The organism is Cupriavidus sp. 05N39 (assembly GCF_056397325.1).
Genome location: NZ_JBFTNE010000032.1, coordinates 1 through 17651 on the forward strand (window position 1 = coordinate 1; position 17651 = coordinate 17651).

17 protein-coding genes are annotated in these 17651 nt (G+C 66.9%); 7 read left to right on the top strand and 10 right to left on the bottom strand.

Translation table 11 applies throughout. The features are described from left to right. Positions 1-231: 231 nt before the first annotated feature. The 3 genes from AC1DN0_RS16920 (at position 232) to AC1DN0_RS16930 (ending at position 2736) form a co-directional block, all read left to right on the top strand. Positions 232-534 carry a GIY-YIG nuclease family protein gene (locus AC1DN0_RS16920; protein WP_441631855.1) on the top strand — a complete coding sequence of 101 codons (303 nt, stop codon included), beginning with the start codon at positions 232-234 and terminating at the stop codon, positions 532-534. Between the two features lie 166 nt (positions 535-700). Then, the gene (locus AC1DN0_RS16925; protein WP_441631857.1) at positions 701-2164 is read left to right on the top strand and encodes a DegQ family serine endoprotease; all 1464 of its coding nucleotides are present in this window, start codon (positions 701-703) and stop codon (positions 2162-2164) included. 251 nt (positions 2165-2415) lie between these two features. After that, complete coding sequence (locus tag AC1DN0_RS16930; protein WP_045235519.1) at positions 2416-2736, top strand: hypothetical protein; 321 nt, start codon at positions 2416-2418, stop codon at positions 2734-2736. Between the two features lie 183 nt (positions 2737-2919). Here AC1DN0_RS16930 and AC1DN0_RS16935 read toward each other — a convergent pair whose 3' ends face one another. The 5 genes from AC1DN0_RS16935 to AC1DN0_RS16955 all read right to left on the bottom strand — a co-directional run bounded on the left by AC1DN0_RS16935 (position 2920) and on the right by AC1DN0_RS16955 (position 9083). Next, on the bottom strand, positions 2920-4494 hold the full coding sequence (locus AC1DN0_RS16935) for an MFS transporter (RefSeq protein WP_441631859.1): 1575 nt from the start codon (positions 4492-4494) through the stop codon (positions 2920-2922). After that, a complete protein-coding gene (locus tag AC1DN0_RS16940) occupies positions 4491-4979 on the bottom strand; it encodes a MarR family winged helix-turn-helix transcriptional regulator (protein WP_441631861.1) in 489 nt (162 codons plus the stop codon). Before AC1DN0_RS16940 ends, AC1DN0_RS16935 begins: the two co-directional genes overlap by 4 nt. 106 nt (positions 4980-5085) lie before the next feature. Continuing rightward, positions 5086-7116, bottom strand: coding sequence for a transglutaminase TgpA family protein (locus AC1DN0_RS16945; protein ID WP_441631863.1), 2031 nt, complete (start codon positions 7114-7116; stop codon positions 5086-5088). Further along, on the bottom strand, positions 7113-8156 hold the full coding sequence (locus AC1DN0_RS16950) for a DUF58 domain-containing protein (RefSeq protein WP_441631865.1): 1044 nt from the start codon (positions 8154-8156) through the stop codon (positions 7113-7115). The genes AC1DN0_RS16945 and AC1DN0_RS16950 overlap by 4 nt, the downstream gene beginning before the upstream one ends. A gap of 6 nt (positions 8157-8162) precedes the next feature. Further along, positions 8163-9083 carry an AAA family ATPase gene (locus AC1DN0_RS16955; RefSeq protein WP_441631867.1) on the bottom strand — a complete coding sequence of 307 codons (921 nt, stop codon included), beginning with the start codon at positions 9081-9083 and terminating at the stop codon, positions 8163-8165. 160 nt (positions 9084-9243) lie between these two features. Here AC1DN0_RS16955 and AC1DN0_RS16960 point away from each other — a divergent pair, with 160 nt between their 5' ends. Further along, entirely contained in the window at positions 9244-10101 is an 858-nt protein-coding gene (locus AC1DN0_RS16960) for a phytanoyl-CoA dioxygenase family protein (protein WP_441631869.1), read from the top strand. A gap of 76 nt (positions 10102-10177) precedes the next feature. Here AC1DN0_RS16960 and AC1DN0_RS16965 read toward each other — a convergent pair whose 3' ends face one another. Beyond that, positions 10178-11023 (bottom strand): IclR family transcriptional regulator, encoded by an 846-nt coding sequence (locus AC1DN0_RS16965; RefSeq protein ID WP_441631871.1) that lies wholly within the window; start codon positions 11021-11023, stop codon positions 10178-10180. A 183-nt stretch (positions 11024-11206) separates the two neighbouring features. On the opposite strand from AC1DN0_RS16965, the gene AC1DN0_RS16970 reads away from it, so the two are divergent. Next, a complete protein-coding gene (locus tag AC1DN0_RS16970) occupies positions 11207-12139 on the top strand; it encodes a LysR family transcriptional regulator (RefSeq protein ID WP_441631873.1) in 933 nt (310 codons plus the stop codon). A gap of 147 nt (positions 12140-12286) precedes the next feature. Here the strand turns inward: AC1DN0_RS16970 and AC1DN0_RS16975 are convergent, their stop codons facing one another. Both AC1DN0_RS16975 and AC1DN0_RS16980 read right to left on the bottom strand, forming a co-directional pair. After that, on the bottom strand, positions 12287-12601 hold the full coding sequence (locus tag AC1DN0_RS16975; RefSeq protein WP_477145858.1) for a hypothetical protein: 315 nt from the start codon (positions 12599-12601) through the stop codon (positions 12287-12289). 169 nt (positions 12602-12770) lie between these two features. Further along, positions 12771-13340, bottom strand: a complete 570-nt coding sequence (locus AC1DN0_RS16980) for a YggT family protein (RefSeq protein ID WP_276288986.1) — start codon at positions 13338-13340, stop codon at positions 12771-12773. Positions 13341-13546: 206 nt separating this feature from the next. On the opposite strand from AC1DN0_RS16980, the gene AC1DN0_RS16985 reads away from it, so the two are divergent. Both AC1DN0_RS16985 and AC1DN0_RS16990 read left to right on the top strand, forming a co-directional pair. Further along, the gene (locus AC1DN0_RS16985; protein ID WP_477145859.1) at positions 13547-13999 is read left to right on the top strand and encodes a MarR family winged helix-turn-helix transcriptional regulator; all 453 of its coding nucleotides are present in this window, start codon (positions 13547-13549) and stop codon (positions 13997-13999) included. A gap of 152 nt (positions 14000-14151) precedes the next feature. After that, a complete protein-coding gene (locus AC1DN0_RS16990) occupies positions 14152-14847 on the top strand; it encodes a glycine zipper 2TM domain-containing protein (RefSeq protein ID WP_441631877.1) in 696 nt (231 codons plus the stop codon). Positions 14848-14965: 118 nt separating this feature from the next. On the opposite strand, the gene AC1DN0_RS16995 is transcribed toward AC1DN0_RS16990, so the two are convergent. Together AC1DN0_RS16995 and AC1DN0_RS17000 are read right to left on the bottom strand one after the other, a co-directional pair. Next, the gene (locus AC1DN0_RS16995) at positions 14966-16501 is read right to left on the bottom strand and encodes an acyl-CoA synthetase (RefSeq protein WP_441631879.1); all 1536 of its coding nucleotides are present in this window, start codon (positions 16499-16501) and stop codon (positions 14966-14968) included. 243 nt (positions 16502-16744) lie between these two features. Further along, positions 16745-17452, bottom strand: a complete 708-nt coding sequence (locus tag AC1DN0_RS17000) for a dienelactone hydrolase family protein (RefSeq protein WP_441631881.1) — start codon at positions 17450-17452, stop codon at positions 16745-16747. Positions 17453-17651 lie beyond the last annotated feature (199 nt).

Sequence of the window (17651 nt, forward strand, 5' to 3'; positions counted from 1 at the left end):
GACCGTGAAACGACTCCACGCCGATGATAGTGCGGATACCCGTGTGAAAGTAGGTAATCGCCAGGCTCTCCCTTGAAACCCCCCAGTACGAAAGTACTGGGGGGTTTTGCTTTTGCGGCTTCGTTTACGCTGATCGGTACACTTGTGCCTGATTCTTTGCGCCGGGCGTCAGCTGCACGCATAATCACTGTTCCGGCTGCCTTTGCGCGTCGCCCCTCTTAAATCATCCGAATGCCAGCCGACGGCGAAGCCTCGTGGTTTCTTTACCTGCTCGAATGCGAGGGCAACACGATCTACACCGGCATTACAACGGATGTCGAACGACGTTTTGCCCAACATCAGGCGGGAACGGGTGCTAAATATACGCGATCGCGCAAACCCATCAGGATCCTGGGCTGGCAGCGCTTTGATAACCGCTCTGAAGCCTCAAAAGCCGAGGCGGCGGCAAAGAAGATGACTTCTGCGCAGAAGCGGGTGTTTTGCGTGAGATTGGCGGAAAAAGTGGCCAGGACTCCTGGTGTCGATCCTGTTTGAGCTTTACCCCCGTACCGTTATCCACCGCCCATCGGCGGAACCCTTCTTGCCCACCGACAGTGCCCTCTAACCTTCCTTAAGTCTGGTTTAAGGATCGCGCTTTAGGATGGTCCTGTCGCGTCCAGCCAGCCCGGACGCCTGAGGTAACCAAGAAAGGGAAAACGCCATGATTCGCCAGACGCTCGCACGCTCAGCCATCGGTATTGCTGCCCTGGCCGCTCTTGCCGGGGGGTATACCTATCTGCAGAAGGAAGTCATCACGCCGGGATATGCCGCACAGGCGCCCGTAACGGCCCAGGCCCAACCCCTGGCTGTGGCGGCTCCCACCGATTTTTCCAGCATTGTCGATCAGTACGGCCCGGCGGTGGTCAATATCAGCGTGACGGCGCGCGCGCAACGTACGTCGGCGCAAGTGCCGCAGGGTATGGACCCGGATGATCCGCTGTTCCAGTTTTTCAAGCGTTTCGGACCGCAATTCCAGGCCCCGCAGAATGGCCAGCAGCAACTGGTGCGTGGCCTGGGCTCGGGCTTTATCGTTAGCCCGGATGGCCTGATCCTGACCAATGCGCACGTGGTGGACGGCGCGCAGGAGGTGACTGTCAAGCTGACCGATCGCCGTGAATTCAAGGCCAAGGTCCTTGGTGCGGACGCACAAACGGACGTGGCGGTGATCAAGATCGATGCCAAGGAATTACCAACGGTACGCCTGGGCGACCCCTCGCGCGTGCGCGTGGGTGAGCCGGTGCTGGCCATTGGCTCGCCTTATGGTTTTGAGAATACCGTGACCGCCGGCATCGTCAGCGCGAAATCGCGCTCCTTGCCCGACGATACTTATGTGCCGTTCATTCAGACCGACGTAGCTGTCAATCCCGGCAACTCGGGCGGACCGCTGTTCAACCAGCGAGGCGAAGTGATCGGCATCAACTCGCAGATCTACAGCCAGACCGGTGGTTATCAGGGGCTGTCGTTCTCGATCCCGATCGACGTGGCAACCAAGGTGCAGGCGCAACTGGTGGCGCATGGCAAGGTCACGCGCGGCCGCCTCGGTATCGGCGTGCAGGAGGTCAACCAGGCCCTGGCGCAATCGTTCGGGCTGCCAAAGCCTAGCGGCGCGCTGGTCAATTCGGTCGAGCCGGACAGCCCGGCAGCCAAGGCTGGCCTGAAGCCGGGCGACGTGATCGTGCAACTCGGCAACGACGTGATCGATCACTCTGGCGACCTGCCGGAACATGTGGCGGATATCACCCCAGGTACGCAGACGTCGCTGAAGGTGATCCGCAAGGGCGAGCCCCTGACGTTGACGGTGAAGGTCGGTACGGCAAAGGATGCGGTCGTCGCCGGCAAGAGTCCCGCCAATGACACCGGCGGCAAACTTGGCCTCGCCGTGCGCCCGCTGAGTCCGACGGAGAGGCGCGACAGCGGCATTGACGGCGGGCTGGTGGTCCAGGATGTCGCGGGCCCGGCCGCAAAGGTCGGTATTCAGCCGGGCGACGTCATCCTGTCGATCAACGGTACGCCGATCAGTTCGGCGGAGCAGTTGCGGGCACTGGTGGCGAAGTCGGGCAAGCAGGTTGCACTGCTGGTGCAGCGCGACGATGCCCGTATCTTTATCCCGCTGGATCTGGGTTGAGAATGAAGTTAACAGCCGAGTTAACCACAGAGTTAACCGCGGTGTTAACATCGGCATGAAGTACGGGCGGGCYGGCGCGAAGGTATACGTGCCGGCCCGCCAAGCCTTATTGGGCGCCGAATTCCGGTGCAGAAGGGCTGCCAGAACGCTCGGTAACAGGTATTATCTCGACTGCGACGCAAGACACGCCGCGATGGCCTCGGCCATTGATGCGTAAATCATCTTGCTGACTCGATGACACAAGGAAGTCTATGCAGTTGGATTTCACCCGGACGTCCGCGACCACGGGGACCGAAAGGGCGCGGCGCCTGCCGCAAGCCAAGCCCGCCCCGCGCCGACGCAAGAAGGCCGAAGCCGCTCCGCATTGGGAGCGTGGCTACCGTTCGCACTTCTACCGCAATGAGCGCGGCGAGAAGCTGGGCGAGGTACGCCTGTCCGATCGCGGCGATATGCCGGTGGTCTATCACTGGGCGGCCGGTAATTACTCCGGCGCGGAGGGCTCGCTCGCACATGCCCGCATGCGCGTGGAAGAAACCATTGGCTTTGGCATGCGCCAGCTGGCGCTGTTTTAAGCAGACCGCCAACAGAACGTTTTTTTGCGAAGAACAGTACGCGCGCGCTCGGCGCCGCGTTTCAGCGGAGCGAACCGCTCCGGCACGGCCAGTCAGCTCCTCGCGTGGACATGACGCGGCCGGCACGGCAGACAGCTCTGCCTTCTCCCCGGCACCAACCTCCCAGTCGTCGGCAAGCGCTGTTCAATCGAGGCGGCGTTGCGCCAGCATAAAGACAGCTCCCGTCAGGGCAAGCACGGCGATCAGCCGGTAGAGATCCTCGCACGCGATCAGCCTGGCCTGTGTATCCACCAGTCCAGCCAGTTGCACGAGCGCGACCCGGTGGGCATGGATTGCATCGAGCCCGCGAGCGCCCAATACCGCTTGCGTTATGTCCATCCACTGCTGCGTCTGCTCCGGATGCTGGCCGAGCGCGCTGGTCAGGCTGGTATGCACGGCAAACTGCCGGTTCTGCAGGAGTACGGCGCCAAGCGCTGACGCAAAGGAGGCAGCGATCTGGCGAAGCAGGTTCTTGCTGCGATAGCCGTGGGCGAAATCGTCACCGGCCAGCGAACGAAAGGTCAGGCCCGCAATGGGGATGATGACCATCACGCCAAACAGTCCCTTGCCGACCAGCCCCCATGCCAGCGCAGCCGGACCGGCGTTGGGCGGCATCGAGGAAAACCACCAGGCCGCAGCGGCCATCAGCAAGAGGCCGCTCGCCATCAGCGGCTTCTTGCGCGGCAGGCGCGGAGCGAAGCGCAGGTAGATGAAGATGCCCGCCAGGCTAACCGTGGCCGCGAAGGTGTTGAGCCAGCCGGTTGTCGCCAGCGGCAGGCCTAGTGCCTGCTCGGCGTAGATCGGGAACACGTAGCCGCTCAGGTTGCTGATCAGGTAGTAAACAAAATACATGGCCAGCCCGGTCAGGTAGACCGGGTTGCGCAACGCCCGCAGATGGAGCACAGGCGTGCTGTGGTGCCATTGCTGCCAAAGGAACCCCATCAACAGGCCGATGCCCAGCGCGCAGATCAGGGCCAGCCGCAGCGGGTGCGAGAAGATATCGAAGCGGGCTTCCGTCATGGCGGCCTGCAAGCTCACCACGGCGGCACCGAAGAGCAGCAGCGGGCCCAGCGCGGGGCCGGAATCATCCTGATACGGCTCGGCATCGGGCAGCAGCAGCCAGGCACCCAGCGCTGCCAGCGCGGCGAAGGGCAGCACGCCATAGAACACGTCCTGCCACACGCCATGCTCGATCAGCTCCGCAGCCATGGCCGGCGCCAGCGCGGATGCCGTGAAAATACCGAGCATGAAGATGCGGGAGGCGCGCGGCCGGTCTGCCGGCGCAAACATCACATTGACCAGGATGCGGCAACTAGTAAACAGCGCGCCGCCACCGACGCCCTGCACGAAGCGCGCACCAACGAGCTGTGGCAGCGAATAGCTGGTGGCCGCCGCCAGCGTGCCCGCCATGAAGATCAGCAATGCGCCGGTAAGGTAATAGCGATAGCCAAAGCGTTGCGCCAGCCATTGTTGCTTGAGGATCATCAACATGCTGCCCACGGCGTAGGCGGCCTGGACCAGGGCGAAGCTGCGCGGGTCGGCATCGACGCCGCCGACGATATGGCTCGATGCGAACACGAACATGATGTTCTCGAGGAATTCCACTGACGTGGCCAGCGCGAGCAACAGCATGACCAGCGTCTGGCGCTGCCGATGGCTGAGCAGGCGCAGCCAGCGCAGTCCCAGCCGCAGCGGTTGCAGTGCGGAAGCTGTTTTCATGGTTCCAGCTTGAGCAGGTTCTGGTGCATGCGGCTCAGGGCGCGCGTGGAGGTGGCAAGGCCGCTTTCTCCCAACGGTTCCCAGGCCTCGGCGTAGGCAGCGTGCACGGCCGGCGCGACGCGCTGCAGCATGTGCAGGCCGGCGGCCGTCAGTACGAGTTCGGTACTGCGGCGGTCCTGTGCCGAGGCGTGCCGCCGCACAAGGCCACGCGCCACCAGGCCGTCCATCAGCCGGGTCATCTGGGTGCGCGTGGCGTCGAGCGTGATGCCAAGTTCGGACGGCAGGCTGGGCTGGCTGTCGTCGGTGGCGAGCATGCTGATCGCCAGGTATTGCTGCAGGTCCAGCCCGAACGGCGCCAGCGCCCGGTCGATGTGGCTGCGCAGCAGGCGCGCGGTGCGCATCAGGAGCCGGGAGGCCAGGATGAGGTCGCGCGGTGCTTCCGGATGGCTGGCACAGAAGCGGTCGATTCGGTCTTCGAACGACATGGTGGGGGAGTCGGGTGATGCCGGCGCAACAGAAACAGATTGCGCCCGGCTATTTAGTTACATACGTAACTATATCATATGAAACTAACCAGGGCGGCGACGTTCCTCAGCGCGCGAGCTGTCGCGACAGCCGCCGCAACGCTTGCCGCAGGCCCGCGAGTTCGCCGGAACGCAGCGCCGGGGCCTGGCGGCCGTAGCGCAGCCGGGTGTAGCGCTCGCTGAAATCCTGCACCGCTTGCGCGGCGGCAGGGAGGCGGCGCGCGGCCCGCGCGGCAAAATCCTGCGGTCCTTCCGCCGGCCCGCGCACGCACCCATGGCGTGCCAGGTCGCGACAGAAGCGGGCATACAAGGCTTGAACGGGATCGGCCTGGCGGCGCCTGAGCACAAGCGGCACGAGTACCAGCAAGCTCAGCGTCGCCAGCCCGGCCAGCAACGCCTGCGGCACGCTGTCGCCGATGCCGAGCTGCTGCATCAGGCGTGACTGCTGGCCGCGATCGTATTGCAGCACCCAGCGCTGCCAGGTGTAGACCATGCCGTCCATGCCCCAGCGCAGGTCGCGCAGCCAGCCGGGGTCCCGCACCGCACGCAGCGCTTCGATCTCGCTGGCCTCCAGCGCGGCGTCGATGCCGTGTTCGACACGGCTGGGCGCCACCGCGCTGGTGGGATCGACGCGCACCCAGCCGCGCCCCTCCAGCCAGATCTCCGCCCAGGCGTGGGCATCGGCCTGCCGTACGATGTAGTTGCCGCCGATCGGGTTGTACTCGCCGCCCTGGTAGCCGGTGATCACCCGCGCCGGCACACCGGCCGCGCGCATCAGGAAGACAAAGCTGCTGGCATAGTGCTCGCAGAATCCTCGCCGGGTATCGAACAGGAAGCTGTCGACCTGTTCGCGGCCAAGCGGCGCGGGCGACAGCGTATAGCTGAATGGTGCCGCGGCGAACAAGCGCAGTGCGGCCCGTGCCCGCTGCGCGGGATCCGCGTATTGCTCCGCCCATTCGGTGGCCAGCGCCCGGCTGCGCGGATTGCCGGGCGGTAGTGCCAGCGCCAGTTGTCGCGTCGGGAGATCGAGCGCCTGCGCCTTGGCCGGGGCCGAACGCGCGCGGTAGCGCAAGCGCCGGTCGATGGGATCGCTGGCGAAAAACTCGCCGTCGGCGTTGACTACCGCACCGGCACCCGGGTCGATCGCCTGGCCGCGGTCAAGCAGGAACAACCACTGGTGCTGATTGGGTTCGAGCGTGATGTTGTAGCTGATGCTGTTGCCAGCGGATGCCTTGCCTGCCATTTCGCCAAGGTCCCTGGCATAAGGCGGTGCCTCGTCGGTGGCCGGCAGGCCAGGTGCCGGCTGCGCGTGCCGCTGCCGCAAGGGCGCTGGCCGCCAGGTCTTGCCATCGAATTGCCACAGCACCAGCGCTCGCCAATACAGCGCGCTGGCGGGCAGCGGCTCCCCTTCCACGTCGGCGCGCAGCGCCACTTCTGTGGACTGCGTCAGCTGGCTCACGCTGCCCGGGCTCATGGTGTCGCTGATGCCGGTGGCGGCCACGGTCTCGGCTTGCGGCAGCCGCCACAGCGGGCGATCGAGGCGCGGGAACAAGACGAACAGCAGCAGCGCCCAGGGCAGGCCGATCAACACCAGGCGGCCGAGCAGCGGCCATGCCGCGAGATAGCCGCGGGCCTCGGGATGGCCCAGGAACAACCAGTTGCGCAGCAGCCAGGCGGCGATGGCAAGGCTATACAAGGCCAGCCAGAAAGGCTGGTCGAACAGGTACAGGCTCAGCAGCAGGTAAAAGCAGAGCTGGGTCACCAGCGTGGCGTCGGCCAGCACGCTGCTCTCCAGCAGCTTGAGCACGACGAAGGCGCCCAGCAGCGCCACCGACAGGTCGCGCCCCATGTTGCCGCCGGCTTGCCAGACCAAGGCGGCCGCGACCAGGATTACCAGCCCGGCGACGAGCGCGAGTATCAGGCGCGAGGGCAACGGCGCACGCTGGCGCCACAGCAGCCAGCGCCAGCTCATCAGCAACACCAGCAGGACGCTGATGGTGACGGGCAGGCTGCGTGCCTGCGGCGCGAGCACGAGCGCCAGCTGGCCCAGCAGCAAGCCATGCTCCTCGTGCGCGAGGGGGCGCGGCGACGGCTTCACGGCGTACCTTGCCCGGCCCGGTCCGGCCACAGCGCCAGGGCTTCGAGGCAGGCGCGGCGATGCGCGCCGCCGCGGCCGGGCGGAATTTCCACGCCGGGCAGGCGCAACCCGATCTCCATCGTATCGCCCGAGGCCAGCACCCAGGCGCACAGGCGCGAGAGCCGCGCTTCGGTGGCCAGTGCCGGCGGCAGTGCCTGCCAGTCCAGCCAGCACGCGGGCTGGCCGCCGGCCTGCCCGGTGCGGCTCAGCAAGCGGCCGGTGCGCGCGCTATGTTTCCAGGCGACGCGATGCAGCGGGTCGCCGCTGCGGTAGCGCCGCAACTGGTCTATGCCATCGTCCGACGGCAGGGACGCCACGCCATCGTCCCCGGGCTGCGCGGCGAACGGCAGCGGCGGCGCGCCGGCTTCTGGCTGCGGGTAGACCAACGCGACCAGCGGCAGGTCGGCATGACTCCATACGCGGAACAGGCCAAAAGGAAAACGGCTCGATAAGGTGACGCGCGGCAGCGCCAGCCAGCCGCGCCGGCCGGTGGGCAGATGCAGCGTGAGCAGGCCACTGGCATCCCGGGCCAGGCTCAGGCTTGCCGGCAGCGCCCCGGCCTGGGATGGCAGGCTTGCCTCGATGCCGATGCGTACCCGTGCGTCGGTGCCTGCAATGCCGGCGATCCGCAGGCTGAAGGCCGCGGGCTCGCCGGCAAACGCTGGCTCCGTGCCGGCGCCGGCGACTGTCATGTCGAGCAGGTTGCGGTAGGCGTGCCACATGCAGGCCATGCCGATGCCGCCGAGCAGGAAGGTGAGGGCGAAGCCCAGGCTGATGTTGTAGTTCAGCGAGGTCAGCAACATGGCCAGCAGCAACAGCGCGAAGCCCAGGCCGGCGCGGCCGGGCAGGATATACAAGTGGCGGCGATCGAGCGTCACCACGCCTTGCCGGGGCGGGCGCTGGCGCTGCAGCCAGGGTGGCGAGGCCCAGGCCCGGCGCTTGCGGGCAGGCGCGGCCGGGGTCGCCATGCGCGGCGATGAGAACGGCCGGCTGCGGGACATCGCGGATCAGGGAATGGCAACGTCGGACAGCAGGCGGGCGAGCGCCTCCTGTCCACCGCCGGCGGCGCCGGCCGGCAGCAGCCGGTGGCCGGCCACCGGCGCGAAGACCGCTTGTATGTCCTCGGGCAGCACCATATCGCGCTGGTGCAGCAGTGCCCAGGCGCGGGCACAGCCCAGCAGCGCCAGGCCCGCCCTGGGCGACAGCCCGGCGGCAAAGGCAGCGTTCGCGCGCGTGGCCTGCACCAGGGCCAGTGCATAGTCCACCAGGGCAGGGCTGGCATAGACCTGGGCCGCGGCTTGCTGCAGCGCGCCCACCTGCTCGGCATCCATCACGGGCGTACCGGCCGCGGGTGTCGCCCCGCCGAGGTAGAGCACGCGCTCGAAGGCCGGATCGGGATAGCCCAGCGACAAGCGCATGGTAAAGCGGTCGAGCTGGGATTCGGGCAGGGCGTGGGTGCCGATCTGGTCCAGCGGGTTTTGCGTGGCGATGACGAAGAACGGGGACGGCAGGGCATGGGTGACGCCGTCGTGGGTGACCTGCCCTTCCGCCATCGCCTCCAGCAAGGCGCTCTGCGTCTTCGGCGGGGCACGGTTGATCTCGTCGGCCAGCACCACCTGCGCGAACACAGGGCCCCGATGGAAGCGGAACTCGGCGCTGTCGCGCACGAAGACGGACACGCCGATCAGGTCGGCCGGCAGCAGGTCGCTGGTGAACTGCACGCGCTGGAACTGCAGGCCGAGCGTGCGCGCCAGCGCATGCGCCAGCGTTGTCTTGCCCACGCCGGGCAGGTCCTCCAGCAGCAGGTGGCCACGCGCCAGCATGCAGGCCAGCGCCAGCCGGATCTGCCTGGGCTTGCCCAGGACGATGCGGCCAAGCTGGGCTTCCGCCTCGGAGAGCGATGCGACGATGCGTGGGCGAGCTGTCACTTGAGGCCTTGCGGGTCGGAAGGAGGACCCGGCCATTGTAGCGGCGCGTGTGTATCGGGGAACAGTCTGTTTGCGCACGCAGCACATGCCGGGCGCGCCGGATTGCCCGGCTTCTGGCATTATCGAAGCTGTCGGCCCTGCCAACCCCACATCCCCTGCAATGAACTCCCCGCTTGCTGTACCGCCGGGCGCCGCTTCCACGGCGGTTTCCACGGTTTCCACCGCTTCGGCCATCGCCCCGACCGCCGCTGAATTGAACGAACTCAACCGAGTCTTCCACGCCGACGGGTATATCGTGCTGCGCGGCTTCGCCCCGCCGCAGGTCTGCGACCGGATCGAGCAGGTAACGCGCGAGCAACTGGCCGCGGCGGTCCCGCCTGTGGAGTACGAAGCCGAACTGGGTTATCCCGGCGCACCCGCCAGCCGCGAAGCCGCGGGCGGCGGCACGGTGCGGCGCTTGCGCCAGGCTTACGGGCGCGACGAGGTGTTTCGCCAATGGGCGGTCGACCCCGCGGTAACGAAGGTCGTGGCGACCCTGCTGGGCGAGCCGCCGCTCCTGACGCTGGCGCATCACAACTGCGTGATGACCAAGCATCCGCACTATGGCAGCCAGACCGGCTGGCATCGCGATACCCGTTACTGGTCGTTTGCCAGCCCGGAACTGGTGACGGTGTGGCTGGCGCTGGGCCGGGAGGACGAGAGCAACGGCGTGTTGCGCGTCATTCCAGGCTCGCACACGGTTGCCCTCGAACCGGGCCAGCTCGATGCGGCGGAATTCCTGATCGAATCGCATCCGGGCAGCCAGGCCCTGCTGCGTGGCGTGCGGCCCCTTGCCCTGGAGCGCGGGGACGTATTGTTCTTCGATAGCCGGCTATTTCACAGCGCGGGGCAGAATCTCTCGGAGGCGGTCAAGCTGTCGGCCGCCTTTGCGTATTTCGGTGCCGGCAACCATCCGCTGCCGGGCACGCGTTCGGCCGAATTCGGCAGCATTGCGCTGCCCATGCCCGCGGCAAGCTAACCGGCATCCACCATGCTGGCTCGTCGCGGGCCAGCGCCCTGGCCGGCCTGTGGGCGATGCCGCAATGCCGGGCGCATCAGGTGCGCAGGCCGACCAGGTTGGAGATCTTCTCGGACGCGGCCAGCAGTGGCGGCAGGAAGTTGCCGGCCATCTCGTCGGCGCTGGTGCGGTTGGCCTGGCCACTGATATTGATGGCGGCGATGACCTGGCCGCCGCGGCTGCGGATCGGCGCGGCCAGCGACACCAGCCCTTCTTCCAGCTCCTGGTCGTTCTGCGCCCAGCCGCGCGCGCGGATGCCGGCGATGATGGCCTTGAGCGTTTCGATGTCGGTGACGGTCCGGCTGGTACGGGCGCGCAGGTCGGTGGCGCGCAGCACGCGGTCCAGCTCCGCATCCGGCAGGCCCGCCAGCAGCACGCGGCCCATCGACGAGCAATAGGCCGGGAGCCGGCTGCCGATGGACAGGTTGATGGTCATGATCTTGCGCGCGGGCACCCGCAACACATAGACGATTTCGGTCCCATCCAGCACGGAGATCGAGCAGCTTTCATGCACTTCCTGCGACAGCGCTTCCATGATCGGCTCGGCCAGGTTCCAGAATGGCATCGAGGTCAGGTAGGCGAAACCGAGGTCGAGGATCTTCGGCGTCAGGCGGAACAGGCGGCCGTCGGCGCGCACATAACCCAGGCCCACCAGGGTCAGCAAGATGCGGCGCGCGCCGGCGCGGGTCAGGCCACTGGCCTGCGCGATCTCGCTGAGGGTCTGGGCCGGGTGTTGGGCGTCGAAGGCGCGGATCACCGAGAGGCCGCGTGCAAAGGACTGCACATAGGTATCGCTCGGCTTCTCCGTGCCCGCGGCGGCGGGCTCCACGGAAGCATCCGTGGCCGGGTTGTCGGGATTGTCGGGAGCGGCAGGGCTGGCCATCGGTCAGTTCGGCGGGTTGCCGAATACGCACGGAAAGGCCGAAAGGGTAGAGGAAATGCGCGCAGTACGCCAGTGGCGCATGGCCGGGGCGCCGCCGCCACGGTGAGAACCGGCGCAGGCGTCCCGGCTGCCGCATAATGTCGCGCGTTTGGGCAACATTGCTTGTAAAGGAAACATCGTCCGGTGAACGAGACAATCCAGTGGAATGATTGGGAGGCCTTCTGCTGCGTGGTGGAGCAGGGCACCTTCACTGCCGCCGCGGAGCAGCTGGACTGCCCCAAATCCCGGGTCTCGGCGGCCGTCGCACGGCTCGAGCTGGCGATCGGCTCCAAGTTGCTCCAGCGCACCACGCGGCGCATGCGCCTGACCGATGCCGGCAGCGCGGTGTATCGCGACGTGGCTCCGCTGTTCGCGCGGCTGCGCGAGATCCGCCAGGAAACGCTGGCGCGCGAGGAACGCGTGCAAGGGGTGCTGCGCATCGCCGCGCCCTACGAGTTTGGCGCGCACCAGCTTGGCGGCGTTATCTGCCGTACGCTGGCGGCCCACCCGGCGCTCGATGTGAAGGTGGAGATCACACAAGGCATGGTCGATCCCATCCGCGATGGGTTCGATGTGGCCTTTGTGGCGGTGGATGCCGATCTTCCTGATTCAGGGACGGTGGCGCGGCGTATCTATCACGTCGAGCGGGGACTATTCGCGGCGCCGGCGCTGGCCGCTGGCCTGCACCCGCAGTTGCTGCCAGAAGACCTGGCAAACCTGCCCACCCTGACCACACCCGGCGATGACATGTGGGAGTTCATGCGCGAGGGCGAGCGCGTGGCGGTGCCGATCCGGCCGCGCATGCAGACCGCCAACGCCGAACTCCGGCTCCAGGGCGCGCTGGCCGGCCTCGGCATCGCCCGCTTGTCGCTGATCTATTGCGAAGCGGAGGTGGCCCAGGGGCGCCTGGTCAAGGTATTGCCGGACTATCCGCCACCGCCGCTGCGGATCTTCGCCTTGCTGCCGGACCGCCGGTTGCAGCCGCGCAAGGTGCGCGTGTTCATGGAAGCGGTGGAAGCCATGATGGCATCCGGATTGCTGGGTAGCGGAAACGACGCAGCCGCGCCCGGCCCGTGAAGGCGGCGCGGCTGCGGGGTCATGCGCAAGGGGCGGCTGGCAGGCCGGCCCGTTGGCGCCTGGCTAGGCTGTGGCCACTTCTTGACGACTACGGTTGATAGGCCACAACTGCTGTCTCTTCCATCCCAGGTGAATGCCGGGGCGCAATCAGGCGCCGTCGCTGAAGCTGCTGCGGGCTTCGTTCGTGCCGCGGGCGCCGTCGGTGTACGGGTCACGCGGGCCGTTGTGGGCACCATCCGTGAACGGGTCGCGGCGGCCGTTGTRGGCGCCATCGGTGAACGGATCGCGCGGACCGGTGCGGGCGCCGTCGGTGAACGCGTCCACCGTGCGGCCGATGCTGCCGTCGAGGCGGGCGAGGTCGGAAACCGGCGAGTTGGCGTGCGCGGAGGCGGCAGCCATCGACAAGCCGATGGCGCAGAGGAGGGTAACGGCGAGGGTGCGGGGCTGTGTGAGAGTCTTCATGATGCTGCTTTTTCCTTCTGGCATGTCGTGGTGTGTTCCACGTTGCACGTACTGTAGGCGGCCTTCTGCCCAGGAAAAAGAGCTAATCCTCAAAACACTGTTCGTCAGTCTGGATAATCCCGCCCGGATTTTTGGCCTGGACGGCCATCCGCACCCGCGCCGGCTTGAGTCAGAGACCGAAACGTGCGCCAAACAGCCCTGCGCCAAGCCGGGCAATGATCATCAGCAGGATCTGCGCGATCACGAAAAGGACCAGCGGCGAGATGTCAAAGCCGCCCAGGCGCGGCACCACGCGGCGGATCGGACGCAGCAGCGGTTCCGTCAGGTGGTTGATGGCAGGCGTGACCGGCGAATGCGGATTGACCCAGGAAAGGATCGCCATCAGCAGCGTGACCCACATCACCATGCTGATGCCCCACTTCAATACGTTGAGAACGGCAATCAGCAGGACCAGCGGCAGGTAGGGCGCGAGGTCGCCTCCGGAAAGCAGCAGCACGAGCAGCAGGAACACCAGGGCGGTCAGCCAGGCGCCGATCAGGGTCGCCCAGTCGATGCCGCCAAGGCCCGGAATGACCCGGCGCAATGGCCTGACCAGCCAGTCGGTAACCTGGAATACGCCTTGCGAGACGGGGTTGCGCGTGGGTAGCCGTGCCCATTGCATCCACAGGCGCAGCAGTAGCGCCATGCCGAACAGGGTGAAGACGGTATCGAGCAGGAAAAGGGCGATTTCCGTGAACATCGGTTTCGGTTCCGGTGGCAGTAGTGATGTCGGCAGTCAGGAGTGTCTGCGGACGCACAGATTCTGCCATACCCGCACAGGCGGCGGTCGAAACCGGAGCCTGCCTTTGTCAACTGGCTAACGCCGATGAGTCGGGGGACCGCCGGAGGCAGCCCCTATAATGAGCGTCGAGCCAAGTTCCCCCAGCGTCCGCACGCTGCCCCGCCATGACCCGCCAGCCTGCCGCATCCCSATCCCTGCTCGACAAGCAGGACTTCGAAGCCCTCTCCGATTTCCGCTACCAGTTGCGGCGTTTCCTGCGGTTTTCCGAAGATGCCGCGCACAACGAAGGCCTGACCGTGCAGCAGTACCTGCTGATGCTGCATATCCGTGGCTGCGCCGGCAAGGACTGGGCTTCGATCGGCGAACTGGCGGAGCGCCTGCAAGCCAAGCAGCACGGCGTGGTGGCGCTGGTCAACCGCTGCGAGGCAGCCGGCCTGGTCAAGCGCAAGGCCAATCCGGATGACCGCCGGATCGTGGAAGTCCATTTGCTCGCCAAGGGCGAGCGTTTCCTGAACCGGCTGGCCATGCTGCACCGGAGCGAACTCGAATCGCTGCGCGGCACCTTCCGCGTAGCGCGCCTTACGGCCTTCAACGACGATGGCGCGGAGCGCGCCTGAGCCGTCGTGAAGCAGGCGGCCCGGGTTTTTCGACCCAAACCGCATGCGCCGTTACAGGCAGTTACCATTCACAAGGCTCGGTGACACCCGAGGCGGCCCCGCGGCCCTAGACTCGCGCGCATTCCCACTCGCGATATCCGCAGGAGCTACAAATGCCTTTCCCCTCTTTCCCCCTTCGTACCAGCGCGCTCGCCCTGCTTGCCGCGGGCGCCCTGGCCGGTTGCGTGACCGCGCCATATGGCGGCGGGTATGGTGGCTACGGGAGCTATGGCAACTCCGGCGCGTATGGCAGCAGCACGCAGGCAAGCGGCGGCTATCCCGTTGCCTATCCGCAGCAGGGCTACTCGCAACCGGCCTACCCGCAGCCGGAATATCCGCAGGCCGGCTACCCGCAGCAGGCGCCGGTGCAGGAGAGCTACCCGCAGCAAGGTTATCCCCAGCAGTCCTATCCGCAAGCGGGCTACCCGCAGGCTAATACGGCCCAGGGCGCCTACGGCAGCGATGCCTATGGCGTGCGCTACGGCAACGTCGAATACATCGAGATGTTGCCCGGGCAGGCGCCGGCAGGCGGCGTCGCCGGCGCGCTGATCGGTGGCGTCGTCGGCGGCCTGCTTGGCCACCAGGTGGGAGGCGGCCGTGGCAATACGGTGGCGACCATTGGCGGCGCGGTGGCCGGTGCCCTGGCTGGCAACGAGGTCGAGAAGCGTACTACTACGGCGCCGCCCGCGTACCGCATCCGGGTACGCACCACCGACAACGGCTATCTCACGCTGACGCAGTCGACGCCCTACAACCTGCGCAACGGCGACCGGGTCAAGGTGCAGAACGGCGTGGCGATGCCCTACTGAAGGCGTGGCTGCCGGGTCTTCCATTGCGTAAGGGGTTCCCAGGTGGCGTAGCCGGTGCCGTGCACCCGCTACGCCACATGGCGCGATCTGTCCCACACCAGGGCGCACAGCTCCTGGCTCAGGCGCCGAACAAGCTGGCGTAGTCTTCCCGCAGTTGCCGTTTGAGCAGCTTGCCGGCGGTGTTGCGCGGCAGGTCCGCCACGAACACGATGCGTTTGGGCACCTTGAACGGTGCGAGCGCGGCGCGGGCATGGGCGAGCATCCCCTCCTCATCCGCGCCCGCGCCGCGCTTGAGCACGACGCAGGCCGCCACCGCTTCCACCCACTTGGGATGCGGCAGCGCGAAGACGGCCACTTCGGCCACGCCTTCATGCTGGTACAGGCACTCTTCGACTTCCCGGCTCGATACGAGCACGCCGCCGGAATTGATCACGTCCTTGATGCGGTCAACCACGTACAGATAGCCCGCCTCGTCCATATAGCCAAGATCGCCGGAGTGGAACCAGCCGCCGCTGAAGGCTTCAGCGGTCTGTCCCGGCTTGTCCCAGTATTCGGTAAGCAACTGCGGCGAGCGGTGCACGATCTCCCCGAGCTCGCCGGGTTTGGCATCCTGCATCTTCTCATCGACGATGCGGGTTTCCACGTTGAGCACGGGCCGGCCTGCCGAGGCAGGGCGTTCCCGGTGCGCTTCCGGCCCGAGCACCGTGGCCAGCGGCCCGATCTCGCTCTGCCCGTAGCAGTTGTAGAAGCCCAGCGCCGGCAGGCGCTCCCGCAGCTCCAGCAACACCGGTAGCGGCATGATCGACGCCCCGTAGTAAGCCTTGGTCAGCGAGGTCAGCTCGCGCGGATCGAAGTCCTGGTGGCGCAGCAGCGCGATCCATACGGTAGGCGGCGCAAAGAAGCTGGTGATGCCGGCCTCGCGCACAGTGCGCAGRCAAAAACCCGGCTCGGGGCTCTGCGCCAGCAAGATGGTGCCGCCCATCAGCAGCAGCGGCATCAGGAAGACATGCATCTGCGCGGAATGGTATAGGGGCAGCGCGGCCAGCGAATAGTCTTCCGGCTTGATATCGCACGTTGCAATCGCGCTCATGTACTCGGCCAGCAAGGCGCGATGAGTCATCAGCGCGCCCTTGGGCGCCGACGTGGTGCCGGATGTATACAGGATCTGCGCCGGCATGGCCTCATCTAGCGTGGCAAGAATATCYGCGCCGGGGCCCTGGGCGGCGGCGAGCACATCGCGCGGRCCACCGCCATGCAGGCTGCCCAGCAGGGGGCAAGGCAGGCCGTCGACTTGCGCGGCCAGCGCCGGATCGGCGAACAGCGCGCTGGCGCCGGACTGGTTGACGATGTACTCCACTTCCCCGCGCGTCATCGAGAAATTCACCGGCACATGGATCAGCCCGGCACGCAGGCAGCCCAGCCACAGCAGCACATAGGCATCCGAGTTCTTGCCAAAAGCCGCCACCCGGTCGCCGGGGCGCAGGCCCCACCGTTGCAGCGCCGCGCCCACGCTGGCCGCCGCGGCCTCAAGCTCACGGTAGCTCCAGCTGCGCTCGCCGAAGCGCAGGGCGATCTTGTCGGGACTGCGCCTTACCGCACGGGCGAGGGCATCGGGGACGGTGTTGCGCAGGACGCGTTGCTGCTCTGACTGCATGGTGGTCTCCGTTCTGTTTTTTTTAGGGTCCAGCAAGTCTTGAGCCGATGCCGCAGCGGGTCATGGGTCGATCATGCACGGATCAGTACCGATGGCGGGCGATGATGCGCGATGGCTGCGGCGTTGGCGCTCGGGAGCCAGGATACGGGCGGGGCGCCCGCGGTGCAAGGCACCCGGGCGAGGGGGACGCTGGGGGAGGCGCTGCGCCGCAGCTTGTGCAGCGCAGCGATGCGGCGGACGGGCTTACAGCGCGCCGGCGAGGAAGGTCAGTGCGCGGCCATGTGCCAGCGCGGCAGAGGGCTGGTGATAGGAACCACGCGCCCAGCAGTTGAAGCCGTGATCGGCCTGGGCATAGACGTGGATCTCCGCGCGCGGATTGCCGGCCACCGCGGCGCGCACCTGCTCGACAGCCTCCGCCGGGATGTGCGCGTCGAGCGCGCCATAGTGGAACTGCACCGGCACCTTGATGCTGGCGGCTTCCTTCAGGTTGTTCTGGATGCCGCCACCGTAATACGGGACCGCCGCGTCGACCAGGCCGCGCGCGGCGCTCAGGTAGGACAGCAGGCCGCCGAAGCAGTAGCCGACCGCCGCAATCTTCGCACCCGCGCCGAGCTGGGCGCGCAGCGCCTTGGCGGTAGCGGCGATATCCTTCACCGCCAGTTCCACGTCGGTCTTCTGGCGCAGTTCCATGGCGCTTGCCCAGTCATCGCCGGAGTAGCCCAGTTCCACGCGCGGCGCGTGGCGCCAGAATACATCGGGCGCCAGCACCACATAGCCGTCGAGCGCGTACTGGTCCGCTACCGCGCGAATATGCTCATTGACGCCGAAGATTTCCTGTACAAGCACGATGCCCGGCGCGCTGGCGGCCTTGCCGGCGGGGGGCAGGGCCAGGTAGGCATCGAAGGCGCCGCCTTCGGTTTCGACACGGATCCATTGGCTGTTGTCGGGCATGGTGGCTTGCTCCATCGGTGTTGGGTTTGAGGAATGAAAAGGTAACGCGGGGATAAGACGGCGGTAAGGCAGTGACGGGACGTAAATCCGGCAAACCGCAAGTGTGCCACTGTCCGGCCAGACGTGCCGGGCGTGCAGCAACCCGTGCCGCCACGCCGCCGTGGCGGGCGCGCGCTTGCCACGCGCCCGCCACTTCCCT

Bases quoted from the DNA above. Each gene is read 5' to 3' on its own strand.
- AC1DN0_RS16990 (WP_441631877.1), top strand. From the start codon at position 14,152: ATGCCTTTCCCCTCTTTCCCCCTTCGTACCAGCGCGCTCGCCCTGCTT.
- AC1DN0_RS16965 (WP_441631871.1), bottom strand. From the start codon at position 11,023: ATGGCCAGCCCTGCCGCTCCCGACAATCCCGACAACCCGGCCACGGAT.
- AC1DN0_RS16930 (WP_045235519.1), top strand. From the start codon at position 2,416: ATGCAGTTGGATTTCACCCGGACGTCCGCGACCACGGGGACCGAAAGG.
- AC1DN0_RS16920 (WP_441631855.1), top strand. From the start codon at position 232: ATGCCAGCCGACGGCGAAGCCTCGTGGTTTCTTTACCTGCTCGAATGC.
- AC1DN0_RS16980 (WP_276288986.1), bottom strand. From the start codon at position 13,340: ATGTTCACGGAAATCGCCCTTTTCCTGCTCGATACCGTCTTCACCCTG.
- AC1DN0_RS16950 (WP_441631865.1), bottom strand. From the start codon at position 8,156: ATGTCCCGCAGCCGGCCGTTCTCATCGCCGCGCATGGCGACCCCGGCC.
- AC1DN0_RS16935 (WP_441631859.1), bottom strand. From the start codon at position 4,494: ATGAAAACAGCTTCCGCACTGCAACCGCTGCGGCTGGGACTGCGCTGG.
- AC1DN0_RS16960 (WP_441631869.1), top strand. From the start codon at position 9,244: ATGAACTCCCCGCTTGCTGTACCGCCGGGCGCCGCTTCCACGGCGGTT.
- AC1DN0_RS16925 (WP_441631857.1), top strand. From the start codon at position 701: ATGATTCGCCAGACGCTCGCACGCTCAGCCATCGGTATTGCTGCCCTG.
- AC1DN0_RS16940 (WP_441631861.1), bottom strand. From the start codon at position 4,979: ATGTCGTTCGAAGACCGAATCGACCGCTTCTGTGCCAGCCATCCGGAA.
- AC1DN0_RS17000 (WP_441631881.1), bottom strand. From the start codon at position 17,452: ATGCCCGACAACAGCCAATGGATCCGTGTCGAAACCGAAGGCGGCGCC.